Below are 17,836 nucleotides of genomic sequence, written 5' to 3'. Positions count from 1 at the left end.
CGCGAACGCGGGGACCCATAGCCACAGGAAGTAGTTTGGCGAAGACTCGGAGCTGCCGGTCTTCACCAAACTACTTCCTGTGGTTATGGGTCCCGGATCTGCGCGCGCTTAGGGCGCGCTTGTCCGGGACGACGAGGGACCTATCCTTTTATCACGCCGCTCGCGACCAGCCGGTGCCAGATGAACAGCACCACCACCGCGCCGATCGTGGCCATGATGAAGCCGGCGCCCTGGTCGGGGCTATAGTGCCCGATCGCCTGTCCGATGAAGGTCGCGAGAAACGCACCCGCAATTCCCAGGATGGTGGTGAGGATGAAGCCGCTCGGGTTGTTCGGTCCCGGCGCCAGCCAGCGCGCGATGAGGCCGGCGATGAAGCCGACGACGATGATCCACAACAGGCCGCCCATGCTCATGTCAGTGCTCCCCTTCCCGAGAATGCGTAGATCAAGGTTCGATTAAAGTCTGCCCGAGAGCTCGTTCTCGGTCGGCAGCCGTCCGTCCGGCGTCAGGTGGTCGATCACCTGTGGCAGATACTGGCTGAGGCCGGAGAGCAGCTCGTCGCGCGACAGGCCGCTCTGGGCGGACAGGCTTTGGATCTGGTCGGCACCGAGGGCGCTGGCGAGATCGCCGGGCGCGATCGCCTTGTTCTGGCCCTTGCCGACCCAGGAATTCGCGGCCTCGCCGTGGCCGCCCTGCTGAAGCTGGTTGAGGAGATCGCCGAGACCGCCGCTCAGCACGGTGCCGGCGGCGCCGCCCGCGAGCAGGCCGCCGAGGCCGCCCTTGAGCAGGTCGCTGAGGCCGCCGCTAACACCGGGGCCGCCGGGAACAGCGCTGCTGCCCGTATTGACAGGCGTCGGAGGCGGCAGCGGCGAGCGCTGCTGCGGCGCCGGCGCCGCGTCGGGCTGGCCTGCCGTCAGATGCTTGAAGGCCTTCCAGGCGATCAGGCCGAGCAGCGCCATGGTCATTGGCGACATGCCGCCGGAGGATTGCTCAGAGCTGGGCGTGCTCGGGCCGCGGGGGCCATTCTGCATGCCGTTGAGGACGTCGAGTAGACCCATGGTGCTCTCCTTTGGCGTTCTCGTCGGCGAGTTCTCGCCGGTGACAGCCCCCGGGGCAAAAACATATGAGGCTCTCATGACGGTTACAAGGCGAATGCACCGCAACCAATGGGCAGCAGGCGTTGCCTCTGCTATCGAGGGCGGGTCTTTCAAGGGAGCAAGGTCAGGTGGTTGCGGATCGACCGATCGTGGTGGCCGGCGCGGGCGCCATCGGCTGTTTCGTCGGTGGCCAGCTGGCGGCCGGAGGGCGCCGCGTCGCGCTGCTGGTGCGGCCGCGGGTCAAAACGGAGATCGAGCGGTTCGGCCTGCGGCTGACCGATTTCGACGGCTCCGAGCAGAAGCTCGGCGCGGGCCAGCTCGCGTTGTCTGAGGATCCCGCGATCTTCCACAACGCCGGCATCGTGCTGGTCACGGTGAAGAGCGCCGACACCGCCGAAGTCGCGGACCAGATTGCCCGGCACGCGCCGCAGGACGCCGTCATCGTCTCCCTGCAAAACGGCGTCGGCAATGTCGCGGTGCTGCGCGAGCAGCTCGGTAGCCGGCGCCTGCTCGCCGGCATGGTGCCGTTCAACGTGATCGCGATGGGCGAGGGGCGTTTTCACCGCTCGACGTCCGGCGACATCCATGTCGGCGAGGATGAGGCGAATACGGCCGCAGCGCTGTCGGTGCCCGGCCTCGCTGTGCGCGCAAGCCGTGACATCACCGGCGTGCAATGGGGCAAGCTGATCATCAATTTGAACAATGCGCTCAGCGCGCTGTCCGACATGCCGCTCGCCGCGCAACTGGCGAACCGCGACTGGCGACAACTGTTCGCCGACCAGATGGCCGAAGGCGTGACTGCGATGAAGGCCGCCGGCATCGCGCCGGTCTCGGCGACGCCGATCCCGCTGAGGTGGACGCCGACCCTGCTGAGGCTGCCCGATGTGATCTTCAATGCGATCCTGGGGCGCACGATGAAGATCGATCCCGAGGCGCGCTCCTCGATGTGGCAGGACCTGAAGCAGGGCCGCAAGACCGAGATCGACTATCTCCAGGGCGCAGTCATCGCGCTCGCCGAGCAGAACAACGTCGACGTGCCGCTGATGCGCCGTATTGTTGCGCTGATCAAGCAGGCCGAGACGGCAGGCAATGGCCCGCCGCGACTGACGCCGCAGCAGATCCGCGGAGCCGCCTGAGTGCGAGCCGGGCGGCGGGAGGAGCAACGATGACGCGTTGTCTGAAGATTGGGCTCGCGCTGGCCGCGCTCTGCGGCGCATCGACGCTGGCCTACGCAAGGCCGCCGACGGTCGTGAGCTCGCCCGGCTATGACAGGCGGTTGCAGGAGAGCAGGTCGCAGTTGGGCAATTCGCCGACGACCACAGAGCCCATGCGTGCACCGGTGGTCAAACCGAAGCGCAGCAAGAAGAAGCAGCCGAACTGACGCCACACTCTCGCTGTCGTCCCGGATCAGCGCTCCGCTTGTCCGGGACGACAGCGGAGTTTGCTGCGCGAGGAGCTTACCCCTTCTTCGCCGGCTTGCTTGGCGCCGGGGTGAACAGCTTCTTCAGATCGCTCAAGCTTTCCGATAGCCGCGGCCATTCGCAGGAGAACGAGCCCTTGGTGCAGGGCGCGCCCTTCGGTCGCGGGCTCACGGACTGCTGCACCTTCGGCCGCTCGATCGGGACAGGCACGCGCGCGACCGGGACGGACACGCGCTCGACCTCGGTTCGCAGTGCGACCTGCTGCTGCCGCGCTTGTTCCTGCTGCTCGCGCTGCTGACGCGCGGCGGCTTGGGCGGCTTCATTGCTGCGGCGCTGATTGGCGAGATAGGCGGTGTAGGATTCGTCGATCCTCTTCTGCTCCTCCGGCGTCGGATTGGGACCTGCGATGTCGAAGGTGCGGTCCTGGAGGAAATCGTAATAGGAATAGCCGCCGCCTGGCTTGCGGCGGCCGGCGAACTTGGCGTTGCAATCGGCAAGCGCAGCCGTCTTCTCGGTCTTGTTCGCGGCCTTCTCGGCGGCGTCGGCGCATTCCTCGAAATCGACCGGCGCGCGCTTCCACCATTGGGCGTGGACATGCAACGGCGTCAGCAGAAGAAATCCTGCTGCGGCAACGACTAGCGCCGCACGACGCGATGCAACTACGTCCGACATTCTACGAGAGCATTCCCTGCAAAACTCAACCCGAACTGAGTCGGGTCCGATTTTTGCCCCTTTATCGCCGGCTTGTCACCCGTGGAACTCGGGAATTTCATGGCTGGAATGCTGACATTTTTTGCTTGACGTGGCGCGGGAGTCACAGCCGCGCGGCACATGATCGGCTTAGACTTTATTGGTTTGAATTCGAAGGGGAATATCCGTCATGAGAGCGTTGGCCCGTCTCGCCGCAATCATATTGGCGTTCATTTCCAGCCATGCGTTCGCAGCGGACGAAGAGGCGCCCAACCGCAAGCCGGTGAGGGCGATCGCCGACGCGCGGCTCTCGGTCGGCGGCCAGGGAATGCTGCCGCTCTATCTCTCCAGCGACTGGTCGCTGCCGCTGCCGGCGATCTCGCGTGCCATCATCGTGCTGCACGGACGCCTGCGCAATGCCGACGAATATTACATGTCGGCCCATACTGCGCAGGTTGCGGCGGGCGACGACGGCAAGAGCGCGCTGATGATCGTCCCGCAGTTTCTGGCGGAGATCGATATCGACGCGCACAAGCTGCCCGCGGATACGCTGCGCTGGTCGCTGGAGGGGTGGGAGGGCGGCGACGCCGCGCTGGCGCCGAATCCGGTGTCGTCCTTCGATGCGCTCGATGCGATCCTCGCAAAACTCTCGGACCGGCGCATCTTCCCGAACCTGAAGCAGGTCGTCGTCGCCGGCCATTCCGGCGGTGGCCAGGTCGCGCAACGCTATGCCATCGCCGGCAAAGGCGAGGCGGCGCTGTCGCGCCAGCATATCGATGTCCGCTACGTCGTCGCCAATCCCTCCTCCTACGCTTATTTCAGCAACACGCGGCCCGTGCCGGCGATCGCCGCATCCTGCCCGGGCTACAACAACTGGAAATACGGCATGGACGGGCGTCCGCTCTATCTTGCGAACGCAACGCCGGCCGCGCTGGAGCAGCGCTATGTCGAGCGCGAGGTGATCTATCTGCTCGGCACGCTCGATACCAATCCGAAGCACTCCGCGCTGGACAAGAGCTGCATGGCCGAGGCGCAAGGTCCCACGCGCTACGCCCGCGGCCACGCCTATGCGGATGCGATGGCCAGGCGCGACCGTGGCACGCCCAATCACCGGGTCTGGGACGTCGCCGGCGTCGGCCATGACGGCGACAAGATGCTGACCTCGAAATGCGGCCTCGCGGCGCTGTTCGATATTCCGGGCTGCGGGGCGGAGCGCTGACATCGACATCTTGAAGGCTTGGCTCCGGCTGTTACACTTCGTCTCGCGACGCCTCATCCTGAGACGACGCCAAGAAGACGAAGTGGAAAACACCTGATGCTGCTGCCCCTGTCCGACGTGCCTCGCTGGTACGCTCAACGCAAACCGCAAGGCACGATCGCCGTCCGTCACGGGCAGGATACGCTGACATGGGACGAGCTCGAACGCGGCGCCAATCGGCGCGCGCGGGCGTTCATGGCCAAGGGCGTCAAGCCCGGCGACTTTGTCGCAATCGGTTTGCCTAACGGCAACGCGTTCTTCGAGACCTCGTTTGCGGTATGGAAGTGCGGAGCGACGCCGACATCACTGTCGTGGCGGCTGCCGCGCGGCGAGGCCGCCGCGGTGCTCGACGTTCTGAAGCCGGCGCTGGTGGTCGGCGGCGAGGCCGACTGGAACGCGCCGAACCGCCTGCCGGCGGACTTCGTGCCGGAAGGTTTTTCGGACGAGCCGCTCGACCCGCCGGTGGCCCGCTACTGGAAAGCCATGACCAGCGGCGGCTCGACCGGCCGGCCAAAGGTGATCCTCGATCATCAGCCGGCCGTGACCGACACGGTCGCCGCGCCGCCGCTCAACATTCCCTTCGGCGTTTCGCTGCTCAATCCCGGTCCGCTCTACCACAATGCGCCGTTCATCGTGTCGCACTACGCGCTGTTCACCGGCGGCCAGCTCACCGGTCTCGTCAAGTTCGACGCCGAGGAGACGCTGCGCCAGATCGCGCGCGAGCGCGTGCAATGGGTCAATTTCGTTCCGACCATGATGCACCGGATCTCGGCGTTGCCGGAGAGCGTGCGCAACTCTTACGACGTGTCGAGCCTCCAGACCGTGTTTCACATGGCAGCTCCGATGCCGCCCTGGCTGAAAGAGAACTGGATCGGCTGGCTCGGGCCTGAGCGGGTCTGGGAGCTCTATGGCGGCACCGAGCGCCAGGGCTCGTGCATCATATCAGGCACGGAATGGCTGACCCACAAGGGTTCGGTCGGCAAGATCGGCGAGATGGCGCGCTTGCGCATCGTCGGCGAGGACGGCAAGGACGTCGCGCCCGGCGAGACCGGCGAGATCTATTTCCTCAACAATGACGGCAAGGACGCCACCTATCACTATCTCGGGGCCGAGCCGAAGCGTCGCGCGGACGGCTGGGAATCGCTCGGCGATATCGGCCGACTGGACGCCGAAGGGTATCTCTATCTCGGCGACCGCCTCGCCGACATGGTGCTGCGCGGCGGCGCCAACATCTATCCGGCCGAGGTCGAGGCCGCGGTGTCCGAATGCCCGGGCGTGCGCTCCTGCGTGGTGGTGGGATTGCCCGATCCGGAATTGGCCAGCGCGTGCATGCCATCATCGAACCGGAGCCGGACGCGGACCGCCAGGCCATCGCCGACGGCATGGCGGACTTCTTGAAAGACCGGCTCAGCCGCTACAAGCACCCCGAGAGCTTCGAGATCGTCAGCGCCCCACCGCGCGATGATTCCGGAAAAGTTCGCCGCACACTGTTGCGCGACGAGCGCGCGGCGTGGATGAAGGAAGGGCGCGCCTTCCGGATTCGGCCGGCGAAGGCGCTGGCGCACGCCGAATAAGAAGAATACAGAAGGATTGAGACATGACGATCACCATCGCAGCGAACAGCGTGCCGAAGCCGCCGGCCGAGATCATCGAGGGTTTTCGCGGCGCGCCGACTTCGGTCATTTCAGACAATCTCGCCCGGTTGCCCGGCGCGGTGGGGCTAAAGCCCTATCATCGCGGCGGCAAGCTGGTGGGGACGGCTTTCACCGTGCACACCCGTCCCGGCGACAATCTCGCCATCCACCGCGCACTTGAACTGGTCGGCCCGGGCGACGTCATCGTGGTCGACGGCGGCGGCGACGAGACCCGCGCGCTGGTCGGCGAGATCATGAAGAACATCGCGCAGTGGCGCAAAGCCGAGGGCTATGTCATCGACGGCGCGATCCGCGATGTCGCGGCCTTCGCCGCTGACGACTTTCCCTGCTACGCCCGCGCGGTGATCCATCGCGGCCCCTACAAGAACGGGCCCGGCGAGATCAACGTGCCCGTGACGATCGGCGGCAGCGTGATCTCGCCCGGCGACATCGTGGTCGGCGATGAGGACGGCGTGGTGTCGTTCCCCGCCGCCGGCGCCGCGGCGCTGCTGGAAGCCGTCCGCGCCCAGGTCGCGCGCGAGGAGGAGACCATGAAAGCGATCCGCGAGGGCCGCTACCAGGGCTCCTACGGCAAATCCTGATCAGATCAGAATGAAGGGGAGGGCGGTGTGAGCCAGAAGGACGAATTTCACAACATCAACGATCCCAGCGACGGGCTGTTCCGCGAGCTCGCGGCGGGTGTGACCACGCGCATCTTCTCCGGTGAGCAGGCGATGCTGTCGGTGGTGACGCTGGCCCCGCATGCGCAAGGCACGCTGCATCATCATCCGGAGGAGCAATGGGGCGTGCTGCTCGACGGCTCCGCCATCCGCGTCCAGGGCGATGAGGAAATTCCGGTGAAGAAGGGCGATTTCTGGCGCACGCCCGGCAATGTGCCGCACACGATGCGCGCCGGCCCCGATGGGGCCCGCGTGCTGGACATTTTCAGTCCACCACGGCCAGAATACAAAAAAGCAGGGTCGGGCTTCGGCACGACCTAGGCGCCAAAGAGCAAAAAGCCAGGCGCAAAACAAAGGGGAGGGGACCATGACGATCACACGACGCACGCTGCTGGCAGCGCCCGCTATTCTCGCAATCGCGCCAGCGGTGGCGCAGGCCGGCAAGATCACGCTGGTCGTGCCGTTTCCGCCGGGCGGATCGACTGACGCGATGGCGCGGCTGTTGCAGGCCAATCTGCAGACAAAGCTCAACCGCATCGTCGTGGTCGAGAACAAGTCGGGCGCCGCCGGCGCGCTCGGCGCGGCGCAGGTTGCCAAGAGCCCGCCGGACGGCTCGACGTTCCTGGTCACCTTCGATTCCCACGCGGTGATCCCGTCCATCCTCGACAAGCCACCGGTCGATGTCGAGCGCGAGCTGATGCCGGTGCTGCTGGTGGGCACCGCGCCCTACGTGATCGCTGCCGGCGCGGGCCGTCCCTACAAGAGCTTTGCCGACGTGGTCGCCGCCTGCAAGGCGACGCCCGGCGCGGTGAAATATGCCTCCGTCGGCATCGGCACGCTCGGCCATCTCGCCATGACGGTGCTCGGCACCAAGGCCGGCGTCGAGATCATGCACGTGCCTTATCGCGGCGGCGGCCCGGCGATGAACGACGTGCTCGGCGGCCATGTCGATCTGATCGCGGGATCGGCGGCGCTGGTCTCAGCCCAACTCGGCACCAACATGCTGCGGCCGATCCTGCAACTCGGCCGCGAGCGCCTGCCGGCGTTGCCGGATACGCCGACCGCGATCGAGGCGGGCTTTCCGGATTTCGAGACGCTCGCCTGGTGGGGCATTTTCGCGCCCGCGGGCACGCCGCCCGACATCGTTTCGGCCATGGCGACGGCGTCCAAGGAGATCCTGAGCGAGCCCGCGACCGCCGCGCAGCTCAAGGAGACGCAGCAGATGACGCTGCTGCTCCAGGATGGCGCCGCGTTCAAGACCTTCTTCGACAAGCAGGTCGCCTATTGGGGCAAGGTGGTGAAGGACAACAATATCAGGGCATGAGAGGCCCCTGCCCGGGATTTCCATCCCAGGTTCGGTGCGCTCGCGCGGGCTTGAGCGTCAGAGCATCTTGCCGACGATCTTTGTCATATCTGCCGCCGAAAACGCGCGCAGCGTTTCGGTGCGGACATTGCCGAGTGCGCTGAGACTAAGGCTGAGCGACATCGCGGCAGTCTCGTCTGGAGCCTCGAGAACGGTCACAACGTCATATCGTCCCTGCGTCCAGACGATCTCTTTCACGGTCACGCCGAACGTTTTGGCCATCTCCTTGAAGGCGTCGGCCCGCTTCGGCGAGTCCTTGACGTTGCGGGCTCCCTGGTCAGTGAAGTTTCCCAGCACGACATAGGTTACCATGGTCGTCCTCCCTGGTTAGAACCCAGATACAAGTCTGGCTTGAGGCAACCGCGCCGAGCTTGCCACGGCGGCTGAGACAGCGCTACTTGCGCGTTGGGAACGTCAGCCGGTGTGACTTATGCGCCCAGGACAACGGTCGCGCGAAACTGAGCTCATGGCCGTCGGGGTCGGTGAGATGGAAGTAGCGCTCACCCCATTCTGCATCGCGCGGCGTGGTCGACGGCTGCCATCCGGCGGCGCGTGCGCGCTCGTAGGTCCCGTCGACATCGGCGACGTAGAAGATGATGCGACCCCACCAAGACCAGCGCTTGTCGTCCGGCTGCGCCGTCAGGTTGAGATAGCCGCTGCCGGCGCGAAAGCTGGTGAATGCGGCGGTTTCGCCGCCATACAGGAGCTCGAACCCCAGCGACCGGTAGAAGTGCACGGCGCGCCCCATGTCATGCGTGCCGAGCGTGATGGCGCTGATGCTTTCGATCATGTGAGCTGCTCCGCCGAGAGGGGCCTGGACGCGATTGTATAGCCGCCTTGTTCAGGTTGACGATGGTCTGGCCCGCCTGACGGCTGGCGAACCGCATTTTGCTCTGCTATGACGGGATCGAACCCGTACCAGCGGGTTCCGCGGTCCCGTAGCTCAGCCGGATAGAGCGGCGGTTTCCTAAACCGTAGGTCGCATGTTCGAGTCATGCCGGGATCGCCAGCTTTTCGATGGCTTAGCTTGATGCCGCCAGGGGCGGAGCGTGGTGGTTTCGTAACGCCACGCATCATGAGCTGATTGATCAGCAGCCTCCCAAAGACATTCGTCACAACCATATTGCTCTGGGGAGACTGGCAACAGCAACGCGCCGGCAATTCGGGCCGTGCGTCGTCAGCGATCTCAGGGATTCCCAAGGTGCCGGCGAGCACGGCTCGAAGACATCATCCCATCGAGCTATGGGCAGGGGTGTCGCTTGCCATCGTAGCCGAGATACGTTCCCGAAGCCGGGTCGTACGAGCGATATTTTTGTTCGCAATAGGACGTGCCATCAGCAGAGTCGTCGTAATCGCCGTAAAAGCCGTCGTCGTAGCCGCCATAGTAAGGCCAGCCCGAATAGGCGCCCAGCGCGAAGGCGCCGCCAAGGCCAAGACCGCCGCCGTAAGCCCATGCGTGGCGATAGCGATGCCGGAACCCGGCATGATGGAATTGGCCGCCATGGAAGCCGGCGCCGGCCGCGACGGGACGTCCGGCCTGATGGAAAGCGCCGGGCGCATGGAAGCCGCCGGCGGCCCGGAAATGACCAACTCCGCCGCGGAAGCCTCCGCCGCCTCCGAAATGCCCACCACCGTGAAATCCGCCGCCTCCGAAATGTCCGCCACCCCCATGTCCGCCGCCGCGCGCAGAGGCAGCCGTCCCCGGCGCCAAGGCTGCGCAAAGAGCGATCACGCCAAGCAATTTCAGTCGTTCCATCGTTTTTCTCCAGCTACATGGGGTCGGCCACGGCTCAACTTTTGCCGGGCACTCATTGGCCCGAGACCTGCCGACGACGCCATGTTTGCCGGATGCGCGCTTGCCGTCTTTTCAATAGGCCGCGGATGTTTCAGCTTCGCACGTGAAGCCGGAATCCGACCGAACAGGCCGCTGATATTGTTGACCTGAAAGCGGTTTCGTAAAACATGGGTTGAAAGTTCGAGCCGTCCCGGGATCGCCATTTTGTCATGGGCAATCGTCGCTGTTTGCCACACTCGTCGGCGCAAAAATTGCTAGAGTCGAAAGACTTCCTTCCTGGCCTTGCCGACGTTCCGGCCACGCCTCGCTACCCCATCCGGAGACAACAATGCCTTTCGACTTGATCCTGCGCGGCGGCCGTGTGGTCGACCCGTCCCAGAAGCTCGATGCCGTAACGGACATCGCCTTTGCCGGCGGCAAGGTCGCCGCCGTCGGGACCGGGCTCAAGGCCGATCCAAGCACCGATGTGCGCGACGTCTCGCGCTACATCGTGACGCCGGGGCTGATCGATCTGCACACCCACGTCTATTGGGGCGGCACCTCGCTCGGCATCGACGCCGAGGAATTCTGCCGCCTCTCCGGCGTCACCACGGCGGTCGATACCGGCAGCGCCGGTCCCGGCAATTTCGCGGGCTTCCGCAAGCACGTGATCGAGCCGAGCCAGGTCCGCATCCTCGCCTATCTGCACGTCTCGCATGCCGGCATCTTCGGCTTCTCGCACCGGATCATGGTCGGCGAGAGCGAGGAGCTGCGGCTGATGAATCCGATCGAGGCGGCCAAGGTGGCCGATGCCAACCGCGACCTCATCGTCGGCATCAAGGTACGCGTGGGGCTGCACTCCTCGGGCACGTCGGGGATCGTGCCGCTCGACATCGCGCTCGAGGTCGCCAACGAAGTCGGCATGCCCTTGATGGCGCATATCGACCATCCGCCGCCGAGCTACGAGGAGGTGCTGGGCCGCCTGCGTCCGGGCGACGTGCTGACCCATGCGTTCCGCCCCTTCCCCAATACGCCGGCAACCGCGCAAGGCACGGTGAAGAAGGCGGTGCTGGACGCGCGCGAGCGCGGCGTGCTGTTCGATATCGGCCACGGCAAGGGCTCGTTCGCCTTCAAGACCGCGCGCGCGATGCTCGCCAACGGCTTCTATCCCGACACCATCTCTTCCGACATCCACCAGCTCTGCATCGACGGCCCGGCCTTCGACCAGGTCACGACCATGTCGAAGTTCCTGTGCATGGGCATGGAGCTGTCGGACGTGATCGCGGCGTCGACGGTGAACGCGGCGATGGCGCTGCGGCGTCCCGAGCTCGGCAGCCTCAAGCCCGGCTGCGTCGGCGACGCGACGCTTGTTACGGTCAGGCAGGGCCAGTTCGACTACGAGGACGTCGTCGGCGAGCACCTGATCGGGGATCGCAAGATCGTCTCCGAGGGCGTCGTGATCGGCGGCCGCTGGTGGCATCCGAATTAGGGCTTTGCCTCTTCCCGTGAGAACGGGGAGAGGGAGAGCAGGCTACTCGTTCTTGTCCACATTCCAGAACATCGGCGTCGCCGGGCCGTCGATCACGCCGGTGAGCGATTTGCGCCATGCGCTCGGCGCCTGGAATTGGCCGAGCGGGACGTAGATCACCTGATCGTAGGCCTCCTTCTGCACGTCGAAGGCAATGTTCTTCCGCTCTTCCGGTGAGGCGGCGCGGGCAAAGGCGTCGCGCAGCTCTTCGAGCTTGGGGTCCTCGGACCAACCGAACCAGCCGCCCTCCTTGCCCTTGCCGACCATCGCGCCATTGACGAGCGGGTTCATCGAATCGGCGGCGCCCTGATAAGTGAAGAACATGTTCCAGCCGCCTTCCTTCGGGGACTTCTGGTTGGCGCGGCGGGTGACCACGGTCTGCCAGTCCATCGCCTGAAGGTCGACCTTGAAACCGGCCTCGCGCAACAGCTGCGCGACCACGACCGGCTGCGCCTTCAGCAGGATCTGATCGGTCGGTGCCAGGATCACCACGGGCGTGCCGTCATAACCGGCCTCGGCCAACGCCTTCTTGGCGTCCACCATGCCGTTGCCCTTGATCAGGGTCTCGCCGCCGGCGTCGCTGGCCAGCGGCGTATCGCAGATGAAGAATGCGCCGCAGAGCTTGTAGTATTTGGGATTGCCGATCTGTGCGTCGAGCACGTCCTTCTGATTGATCGCGAGCAGCGCGGCGCGGCGGATCTTCACATTATCGAACGGCGGATGCAGGAAGTTCATCCGGCCGAACGATTGGAAGCCGAACTTGTTCAGGATCGTCACGTTGATGTCCGGATTGGACTCAAGCGCGGGCAGCAGGTCGAACGGCGGCGTCTCGACGAAATCGACATCACCGGATTGCAGCGCGTTGAGCGCGGTCTGCGCGTCCGGCATCGTCAGCCACTCGACACGGTCGACCTTGACCACCTTGCCGCCCGACGTCCATTCGGCCGGCTCCTTGCGCGGCACGTAATCGGTGTTCTTCTCGTAGACGGCCTTCACGCCCGGCTGGAATTCGGCCGCGACGAATTTGAACGGGCCAGAGCCGATCTGCTCGGGAATCTGCTTGCTGATCGGGGTCTCCGCGAGCCGCTTGGGCATCATGAAGGCGCAGATCGACGACGGCTTGGCGATCGTCTCCAGCACCAGGCCATAGGGCTCCTTCAGCTTGAAGACGATTGTTTTGGCGTCCGCGGCTTCGATACCGGCCGTGAAGTCCATCAGCTTGCGCGCCATGCCGTCGACGCTCGGACCCCAGCGCTTCAGCGAGGCCACGCAATCCTCCGCCGTCACCGGTGCGCCGTCATGCCACTTCAGGCCGTCGCGCAAGGTGAAGGTGTAGGTCAGCCTGTCCGCGGACACCGTCCAGTCGGCCATCTGCGGCTGCACCCTGAAGCTGGAATCGATGCCGAGCAGCGTATCGTAGACCATGTAGCCATGGTCGCGGGTGATGATGGCTGTCGTGAAGCCAGGGTCGGTGACGCGAAGGTCCGATTGCATCACCGCGTTCAGGGTCTTCTTTCCGGTCGCGGCAGATACAACCGACGTCCAGGTCAGAGGAAGTGCCGATGGCGCAACAGCCGCAAGCTGAAGCAGTTTCCGTCGCGAGACGTGAACCATTCGCAATTCTCCCGATGCAAGCGAGACCAGACGGCGGCCGCCGATGATGGGAAGCGTATGGTTTGCTGCCGCACCTTGCAATGACGGTTGTCTCGCAAGTCTGACGTCGTTTGCGGTCGACCAGGGACCGCCGGAACCGGCGGCGCAGCAGCCGGCTGTCTCGTTCTAGCCTTGTTCGCGATAGAATGTCAGCAGCCGCGCGCCTGCCGGCGAGAGCCACTCGGCCGCGCCGGCGATGTAGCCTTCGACGAGATTGCTTGTTCCGACCAGATAGGTGATGGGCATGCCAATGAGCGTGAAGACCGAGGTGGATGCTTCGGCTGCTGAGCCACGCGCGTCGACATAGCAGGCGAGGTTCTGCATGGCGAGGCCGCCGAGGAACGCGCGGATTTTTCGCAGGTCCTTGGTGTCGGTGCAGATCGCCACGACATCCAGCTGGTCGCGCTGCGATCCGGCGAGGCTTGCGAGCACGGGCAGATCGAGCCGGCAGGCCGCGCACCACGTCGCCCAGAAATTGATGAGCGTGATGCGTCCCGGCTTCGCCGTCACCAGGGCGTCCTTTCCATGCAGGTCCTGAAGCCGCAGCGGCGGCATCGCGGCGCGCGGCCGCACCAGCGTGAACTGGCTGCGGCCGGTCTCGAACACCGGTGGCCAGGCGGGATTGCCGCCCTGCGCGCGGCTCGCACGCGGAGAAACAAGGATCGCAGGCGCGGCCATCAGGAGCGATCGCCGGGTCAGTGCTGCGCCGACCTCGCGAGGTGTCTCACGCATGGATATAAGCAAAACCCTTGGTTGCAGATCGACCACGCGTCCGATTCCGAAGGGGACGAGGCTCGCGCCTGATATCAGCGGAATCGGGATCTGCTCCTTGGCCTCCGCGATTGCTTTGGACGAGGCACACATGCTGTAGGTGAGGTTGGGCAGCGACTGCCGCAGCGTCGCAAGCGGCTCGACGAGCGGGGTCTTGTCTGCCCGGAAGACGTCGATGCCCTTGCCGTTGGCGACGACCTCGATCAGCAATCTCGCTCGCCTGTCGGCAAAATGCCTGGAGAGGTTGGCCGAGTAGCTGATCGCATGACCCATGACATAGGGTTCGTTGCTGTCGATCAGGATCACGACGCCGTCGGCGAGACGATCCTCCTTGGCCGCGGCGGTGCCGCCGGCCGTGAGGATCGCTGTGCCCGCAAGCAGGCCCCTCCGGGACCATCCATTGGCTGAGATCATGGCCGCATTGTCCTGCCGCTCAAAATTGCCGGGCAGCAATCGGCGCCTTGCGGCCGCGTCCCCACAGGACGAACAGGCTGAGCGCGAGCAGAACGACATTGAGAGGCGTAACTGGCGCCTCGCCGCGCGAGAGGTGGAAGACGAGCGCGAACACCTGCAGCACCGAACAGCCGAGCGCGGCCAGCACCGTCAGCCGCGGCAGGATCCGTGTCAGGGCCGGCAGCAGGATGCCAATCCCGCCGGCGAGATCGACCAGCCCGATGAAGCGAACGAACGTTTCGGAATACTGGCCGGCCCAGGGCATCATCGCGGCAAGCTCGGGAATCGGCGTCAGCAGCTTGACCAGCCCAGCCGAGCCGAAGGTGAGGAAGATCAGGCCCTGCGCGACCCAGAGGCCGATACGAAGGGCGCGGCCGGGAGTGGCGGTCTCGAAGGTCGTGGTGGACATGGTGGTTCTCCGGAACGTGAGGGTTGCCACCATTTGATGGTTTCGCATCATTTGATCATTATGTGCCCCGGGATGAGTTCCTTTCCTGGATGTTGATGATTTCATGGATTCCCTGGTCAGCATGAGGGTGTTTTGCCTGGTCGCGGAGCTGAAGAGCTTTGCGACCGCGGCGCAGCGTCTGCGCATTTCGCCCGCGATGGCGAGCAAGCATGTGATGCAGCTCGAGAAGCGGCTCGGCACGCGGCTGCTCAACCGCACCAGCCGGCGCGTCAGCCTGAGTGAGAGCGGTGCGCTCTATTTCGAGCAGGCGCGGCAGATGCTCGATTCGCTCGACGAGGTCGAAGCCGCCGTCAGCAACGCGACCGTCGTTCCGCGCGGCACGCTGCGGCTGACCGCGCCGGTATGGATGGCGAACACGATCTTCGCGGGCGTGCTCGCGGACTATCAGGCCCGCTATCCGGAAGTTTGCCTCGATGTCGATCTCAGCGGTCGGCTGGTCAATCTGGTCGAGGAGGGATTTGACCTCGCGCTGCGTGCGACCGGGGCGCCCGACGAGGCGCTGATCGCGCGCCCCATCACCAGGGTCGCATTCCACCTGGTCGCTGCGCCTGCCTTTCTCGATCGCGCCGGACGCCCGGCCAGGCCGGCCGACCTCGCCGGCCAGGCGCTGCTGCACTACGCGCTCTATCCAGGCGAAAGCTTCTCCTTGAACAGGAACGGCACGGTCGAGACCGTCAAGCTCACCCCGGTCCTGCGCAGCGGTAACGAGACGCTGCTGCACATGGCCGCGCTGGAAGGCATGGGCTTCGCCTTCCTGCCGAAATGGCTGGTCACCGAGGACATCGCCGCCGGGCGTCTCGTGCACGTCCTGCCCGACGACATCGTCTTCGACGGGCGGCTGTTCGCGGTCTATCCGAGCCGCAAATATCTCTCCGCGAAGGTGCGGACCTCATCGACTTCGTCGCCGCCGACAAGCGGATCAGGTGACCGGCGACCGCGCGATCAAGCCGCGCGGCTCAGTCGCGCCCCGCCTCCATGATCGCCTTGGCCAGCCGCGCCGGATCGGAGAAGCACAGTTCGTGGCTTCCCGGCACCTGCACCAGACGGAACAGGCCGAGCTTCTCCGAGAGCCGCGGATGCCAGGGATGGCTGTGCGGCATCGCGACGTCCTCGGTGCAGTTGATATAGGACTTTGCCAGCGGCATCTCCGCCGGATTGGTCTTGAGCGCGATCTTGTCGGTGAAAGTCGCGAACGGATGCGGGTTGAGCACATCATAGGCGCGCTGCGCGGTCTCGAGATCGGCATCGTTGATGAAGACTTCGCGCCAGATCGGGAAGGGCAACACCACAGAGCTGTCGCCGCGTTCGGCCGCGATGGCGTCGAACAGCCCGATAAAGTGCGGCGGCACCATGTCATTGAGGCATTCGCCGTTGTTCGGCACGAAGGCATTCCAATACACCAGGCGACGAATGCGTTCGGGCGCGACGTCGGCGACGCCGGTTATGATCATGCCGCCATAGGAATGGCCGAGTAGGATCACGTCCTTGAGATTATTCTCGGCGAGATAGTCGGCGATCGACTGGATCGCGTCCTTCAGCCCGGTCGTCTTGGCATCGCCGGGGCGATTGCCCTTGATTGTCGGCGTGTAGACCTTGTGGCCGGCGGCGCGGATCGGGGCCGCGACGGGTTCGAACTCGGCACCGGTGTGCCAGGCGCCATGGACGAGAACGTAGGTCGACATGTTGTAGCTGCTCCCGAGGGTGTGGTTAGATCGGCATGACGTGGGTCCTTTGCGGCGCTCGCGAGGCGCGGCGGACAATTCTTGTTGTGCGAAGTGTGAACCGGCCGGCCATTTTCCGCTTGGCTGGCGCTGAACCGGATTGGTCTCGGAGCGAACTGATGGAGCAGGTCAGTCCCACAAGCCGGCCGCGGCACGTCATCTGGAACACCGCAGTGACCCGGCCGGACGAGCAGTTTTCCTATTACCGCGAGGCGATCTGCCAGGCATTCATGAACCTGACGCCGGAATCGGCGACGACGTCGCGCTTCCCGGCCAAGGTCGAGGCCATCAAGATCGGCACCGGCGCCATCAATCGCGTGGTCTTTCCCGAGCATACCGTGCATCGCTCGCGCGCCGATATCGCGGCGTCGACCGAGAGCTGCTTCTATCTCAACTTCAAGCTGGCCGGGCGCTGCCGCATGCTCCAGGGCGACAGCGAGGTCAGCCTGTCGCGCGGCCAGGTCGGCATCGTCGACAGCGACCGCGAGGTGACGCTGCTGCACGATCGCGGTCCGATGCTGGAGGTCGCTTCGTTCTGGGTGCCATCGCGCGCCTTGCGCGACCGGCTGCCGCCGTCGTTCGATTTCAGGGCCGAGCGCGTCTCCGACGATCCCCATGTCGGTCACCTCATCGTCGAGACCGCACGCTCCCTCAACGCCGGCGCATTGCGGATGGCGGAAGAGGACAGCATTCGGCTGTTCGACGTGCTGCTCGATCTCGTTGCGCTCAGCCTGTCGCGCCGCTCGCGGGCGCAGACGGCGGAGGCCGCAAGCTTTGCGGACGCGACCGTGCTGGCGCTGCGCCGCGCCATTCACGAGCGGCTGCGCGAGCCGGGACTGACGGTCGCGGCGGTCGCCGGCGCCGTCGGCATCAGCGAGCGCTATGTCCACAAGCTGTTCGAACGCTCCGGCACGACATTTTCGGACTATTTGATCGATCGCCGTCTCGTGGGCGCGGCGGCCGACCTGAGGGATCCGGCATCGGGCGGCCGCGCGATCGGCGCCATCGCGTTCGACTGGGGCTTCTCCGATCTCTCCCACTTCGCGCGGCGCTTCAAGCAGCGCTTCGGCTGCCGCCCACGCGATTGGCGTGCGCGTTGAGAGAGCTAACCCGTCCTATTCGTGAGAGTGCGGCTTTGGGGCCCGATTGATGCGGCCGAACATCTTGTCTGACGAGGCGCACAGGATTGCCTTCGGCTTTTCACCGCCTGACCACCCGTACTTTGCAACGCGCTTGAGGTATAGGTTGGGCGAACGGGGGGCGGACGCCCCGCCGGTCAAGGACCGAGCGGCAGCAGCGCACCTGGCAAGCAGCGGATCAGGTC

18 protein-coding genes, 1 tRNA gene and 3 pseudogenes are annotated in these 17,836 nt (G+C 65.2%); 11 read left to right on the top strand and 11 right to left on the bottom strand.

All coding sequences use genetic code 11. From position 1 onward, the window contains the following. Window positions 1-140 precede the first annotated feature (140 nt). A complete protein-coding gene (locus QJT78_RS28435) occupies window positions 141-413 on the bottom strand; it encodes a GlsB/YeaQ/YmgE family stress response membrane protein (protein ID WP_080586664.1) in 273 nt (90 codons plus the stop codon). Window positions 414-455: 42 nt separating this feature from the next. Then, complete coding sequence (locus tag QJT78_RS28430) at window positions 456-1,058, bottom strand: YidB family protein (RefSeq protein ID WP_028151362.1); 603 nt, start codon at window positions 1,056-1,058, stop codon at window positions 456-458. Between the two features lie 167 nt (window positions 1,059-1,225). On the opposite strand from QJT78_RS28430, the gene QJT78_RS28425 reads away from it, so the two are divergent. Beyond that, window positions 1,226-2,233 (top strand): 2-dehydropantoate 2-reductase, encoded by a 1,008-nt coding sequence (locus QJT78_RS28425; protein ID WP_038943862.1) that lies wholly within the window; start codon window positions 1,226-1,228, stop codon window positions 2,231-2,233. A 29-nt stretch (window positions 2,234-2,262) separates the two neighbouring features. Then, complete coding sequence (locus QJT78_RS28420) at window positions 2,263-2,478, top strand: hypothetical protein (protein ID WP_028151360.1); 216 nt, start codon at window positions 2,263-2,265, stop codon at window positions 2,476-2,478. A gap of 76 nt (window positions 2,479-2,554) precedes the next feature. Here QJT78_RS28420 and QJT78_RS28415 read toward each other — a convergent pair whose 3' ends face one another. Continuing rightward, entirely contained in the window at window positions 2,555-3,190 is a 636-nt protein-coding gene (locus QJT78_RS28415; RefSeq protein WP_028151359.1) for a hypothetical protein, read from the bottom strand. A gap of 208 nt (window positions 3,191-3,398) precedes the next feature. Between QJT78_RS28415 and QJT78_RS28410 the strand changes: the two genes are divergently transcribed. The 5 genes and pseudogenes from QJT78_RS28410 (at window position 3,399) to QJT78_RS28390 (ending at window position 8,104) form a co-directional block, all read left to right on the top strand. Further along, entirely contained in the window at window positions 3,399-4,427 is a 1,029-nt protein-coding gene (locus QJT78_RS28410; protein ID WP_028151358.1) for an alpha/beta hydrolase, read from the top strand. A 96-nt stretch (window positions 4,428-4,523) separates the two neighbouring features. Beyond that, a pseudogene (locus QJT78_RS28405) lies at window positions 4,524-6,040 on the top strand (AMP-binding protein). A gap of 23 nt (window positions 6,041-6,063) precedes the next feature. Next, window positions 6,064-6,702 (top strand): RraA family protein, encoded by a 639-nt coding sequence (locus QJT78_RS28400; protein WP_028151357.1) that lies wholly within the window; start codon window positions 6,064-6,066, stop codon window positions 6,700-6,702. A 27-nt stretch (window positions 6,703-6,729) separates the two neighbouring features. Further along, on the top strand, window positions 6,730-7,101 hold the full coding sequence (locus QJT78_RS28395; RefSeq protein ID WP_014490346.1) for a cupin domain-containing protein: 372 nt from the start codon (window positions 6,730-6,732) through the stop codon (window positions 7,099-7,101). 46 nt (window positions 7,102-7,147) lie between these two features. Further along, the gene (locus QJT78_RS28390; RefSeq protein WP_028151356.1) at window positions 7,148-8,104 is read left to right on the top strand and encodes a tripartite tricarboxylate transporter substrate-binding protein; all 957 of its coding nucleotides are present in this window, start codon (window positions 7,148-7,150) and stop codon (window positions 8,102-8,104) included. Between the two features lie 57 nt (window positions 8,105-8,161). On the opposite strand, the gene QJT78_RS28385 is transcribed toward QJT78_RS28390, so the two are convergent. Further along, a complete protein-coding gene (locus tag QJT78_RS28385; protein ID WP_028151355.1) occupies window positions 8,162-8,455 on the bottom strand; it encodes a GYD domain-containing protein in 294 nt (97 codons plus the stop codon). A gap of 82 nt (window positions 8,456-8,537) precedes the next feature. Next, the gene (locus QJT78_RS28380; RefSeq protein ID WP_049807740.1) at window positions 8,538-8,933 is read right to left on the bottom strand and encodes a VOC family protein; all 396 of its coding nucleotides are present in this window, start codon (window positions 8,931-8,933) and stop codon (window positions 8,538-8,540) included. Window positions 8,934-9,075: 142 nt separating this feature from the next. Here QJT78_RS28380 and QJT78_RS28375 point away from each other — a divergent pair. Then, window positions 9,076-9,152: transfer RNA gene (locus tag QJT78_RS28375), tRNA-Arg, on the top strand. Between the two features lie 231 nt (window positions 9,153-9,383). Here the strand turns inward: QJT78_RS28375 and QJT78_RS28370 are convergent. Beyond that, complete coding sequence (locus QJT78_RS28370; RefSeq protein WP_028148346.1) at window positions 9,384-9,899, bottom strand: BA14K family protein; 516 nt, start codon at window positions 9,897-9,899, stop codon at window positions 9,384-9,386. Window positions 9,900-10,266: 367 nt separating this feature from the next. Here QJT78_RS28370 and QJT78_RS28365 point away from each other — a divergent pair, with 367 nt between their 5' ends. Next, entirely contained in the window at window positions 10,267-11,406 is a 1,140-nt protein-coding gene (locus tag QJT78_RS28365) for an amidohydrolase/deacetylase family metallohydrolase (protein ID WP_028148345.1), read from the top strand. A 42-nt stretch (window positions 11,407-11,448) separates the two neighbouring features. Here QJT78_RS28365 and QJT78_RS28360 read toward each other — a convergent pair whose 3' ends face one another. The 4 genes and pseudogenes from QJT78_RS28360 to QJT78_RS28345 form a co-directional block, all read right to left on the bottom strand. After that, complete coding sequence (locus tag QJT78_RS28360; RefSeq protein ID WP_281460376.1) at window positions 11,449-13,059, bottom strand: ABC transporter substrate-binding protein; 1,611 nt, start codon at window positions 13,057-13,059, stop codon at window positions 11,449-11,451. Between the two features lie 165 nt (window positions 13,060-13,224). Further along, window positions 13,225-13,653, bottom strand: coding sequence for a TlpA disulfide reductase family protein (locus QJT78_RS28355; protein ID WP_240537643.1), 429 nt, complete (start codon window positions 13,651-13,653; stop codon window positions 13,225-13,227). 169 nt (window positions 13,654-13,822) lie between these two features. After that, window positions 13,823-14,283 (bottom strand): annotated as a pseudogene (locus QJT78_RS28350) (hypothetical protein). 19 nt (window positions 14,284-14,302) lie between these two features. Continuing rightward, window positions 14,303-14,731 (bottom strand): DoxX family protein, encoded by a 429-nt coding sequence (locus tag QJT78_RS28345; RefSeq protein WP_028148343.1) that lies wholly within the window; start codon window positions 14,729-14,731, stop codon window positions 14,303-14,305. A gap of 103 nt (window positions 14,732-14,834) precedes the next feature. Between QJT78_RS28345 and QJT78_RS28340 the strand changes: the two are divergent. Then, a pseudogene (locus QJT78_RS28340) lies at window positions 14,835-15,718 on the top strand (LysR family transcriptional regulator). A gap of 29 nt (window positions 15,719-15,747) precedes the next feature. Here the strand turns inward: QJT78_RS28340 and QJT78_RS28335 are convergent. After that, a complete protein-coding gene (locus QJT78_RS28335) occupies window positions 15,748-16,473 on the bottom strand; it encodes an alpha/beta hydrolase (protein WP_028148342.1) in 726 nt (241 codons plus the stop codon). A 158-nt stretch (window positions 16,474-16,631) separates the two neighbouring features. On the opposite strand from QJT78_RS28335, the gene QJT78_RS28330 reads away from it, so the two are divergent. Beyond that, window positions 16,632-17,612 (top strand): helix-turn-helix domain-containing protein, encoded by a 981-nt coding sequence (locus QJT78_RS28330; protein WP_028148341.1) that lies wholly within the window; start codon window positions 16,632-16,634, stop codon window positions 17,610-17,612. The last annotated feature ends 224 nt before the right edge of the window (window positions 17,613-17,836 follow it).

This window comes from Bradyrhizobium sp. Mp27 (assembly GCF_029953005.1).
Taxonomy (GTDB): Bacteria; Pseudomonadota; Alphaproteobacteria; order Rhizobiales; family Xanthobacteraceae; genus Bradyrhizobium; species Bradyrhizobium barranii.
The sequence above is the reverse complement of the archived record's forward strand: the minus strand, read 5'-3'. Positions and strand labels throughout refer to the sequence as shown.

Coding starts and splice junctions, on each gene's coding strand:
- QJT78_RS28435 (WP_080586664.1), bottom strand. CDS start 413: ATGAGCATGGGCGGCCTGTTGTGGATCATCGTCGTCGGCTTCATCGCC.
- QJT78_RS28430 (WP_028151362.1), bottom strand. CDS start 1,058: ATGGGTCTACTCGACGTCCTCAACGGCATGCAGAATGGCCCCCGCGGC.
- QJT78_RS28420 (WP_028151360.1), top strand. CDS start 2,263: ATGACGCGTTGTCTGAAGATTGGGCTCGCGCTGGCCGCGCTCTGCGGC.
- QJT78_RS28415 (WP_028151359.1), bottom strand. CDS start 3,190: ATGTCGGACGTAGTTGCATCGCGTCGTGCGGCGCTAGTCGTTGCCGCA.
- QJT78_RS28410 (WP_028151358.1), top strand. CDS start 3,399: ATGAGAGCGTTGGCCCGTCTCGCCGCAATCATATTGGCGTTCATTTCC.
- QJT78_RS28400 (WP_028151357.1), top strand. CDS start 6,064: ATGACGATCACCATCGCAGCGAACAGCGTGCCGAAGCCGCCGGCCGAG.
- QJT78_RS28390 (WP_028151356.1), top strand. CDS start 7,148: ATGACGATCACACGACGCACGCTGCTGGCAGCGCCCGCTATTCTCGCA.
- QJT78_RS28385 (WP_028151355.1), bottom strand. CDS start 8,455: ATGGTAACCTATGTCGTGCTGGGAAACTTCACTGACCAGGGAGCCCGC.
- QJT78_RS28380 (WP_049807740.1), bottom strand. CDS start 8,933: ATGATCGAAAGCATCAGCGCCATCACGCTCGGCACGCATGACATGGGG.
- QJT78_RS28370 (WP_028148346.1), bottom strand. CDS start 9,899: ATGGAACGACTGAAATTGCTTGGCGTGATCGCTCTTTGCGCAGCCTTG.
- QJT78_RS28365 (WP_028148345.1), top strand. CDS start 10,267: ATGCCTTTCGACTTGATCCTGCGCGGCGGCCGTGTGGTCGACCCGTCC.
- QJT78_RS28360 (WP_281460376.1), bottom strand. CDS start 13,059: ATGGTTCACGTCTCGCGACGGAAACTGCTTCAGCTTGCGGCTGTTGCG.
- QJT78_RS28355 (WP_240537643.1), bottom strand. CDS start 13,653: ATGCCGCCGCTGCGGCTTCAGGACCTGCATGGAAAGGACGCCCTGGTG.
- QJT78_RS28345 (WP_028148343.1), bottom strand. CDS start 14,731: ATGTCCACCACGACCTTCGAGACCGCCACTCCCGGCCGCGCCCTTCGT.
- QJT78_RS28335 (WP_028148342.1), bottom strand. CDS start 16,473: ATGTCGACCTACGTTCTCGTCCATGGCGCCTGGCACACCGGTGCCGAG.
- QJT78_RS28330 (WP_028148341.1), top strand. CDS start 16,632: ATGGAGCAGGTCAGTCCCACAAGCCGGCCGCGGCACGTCATCTGGAAC.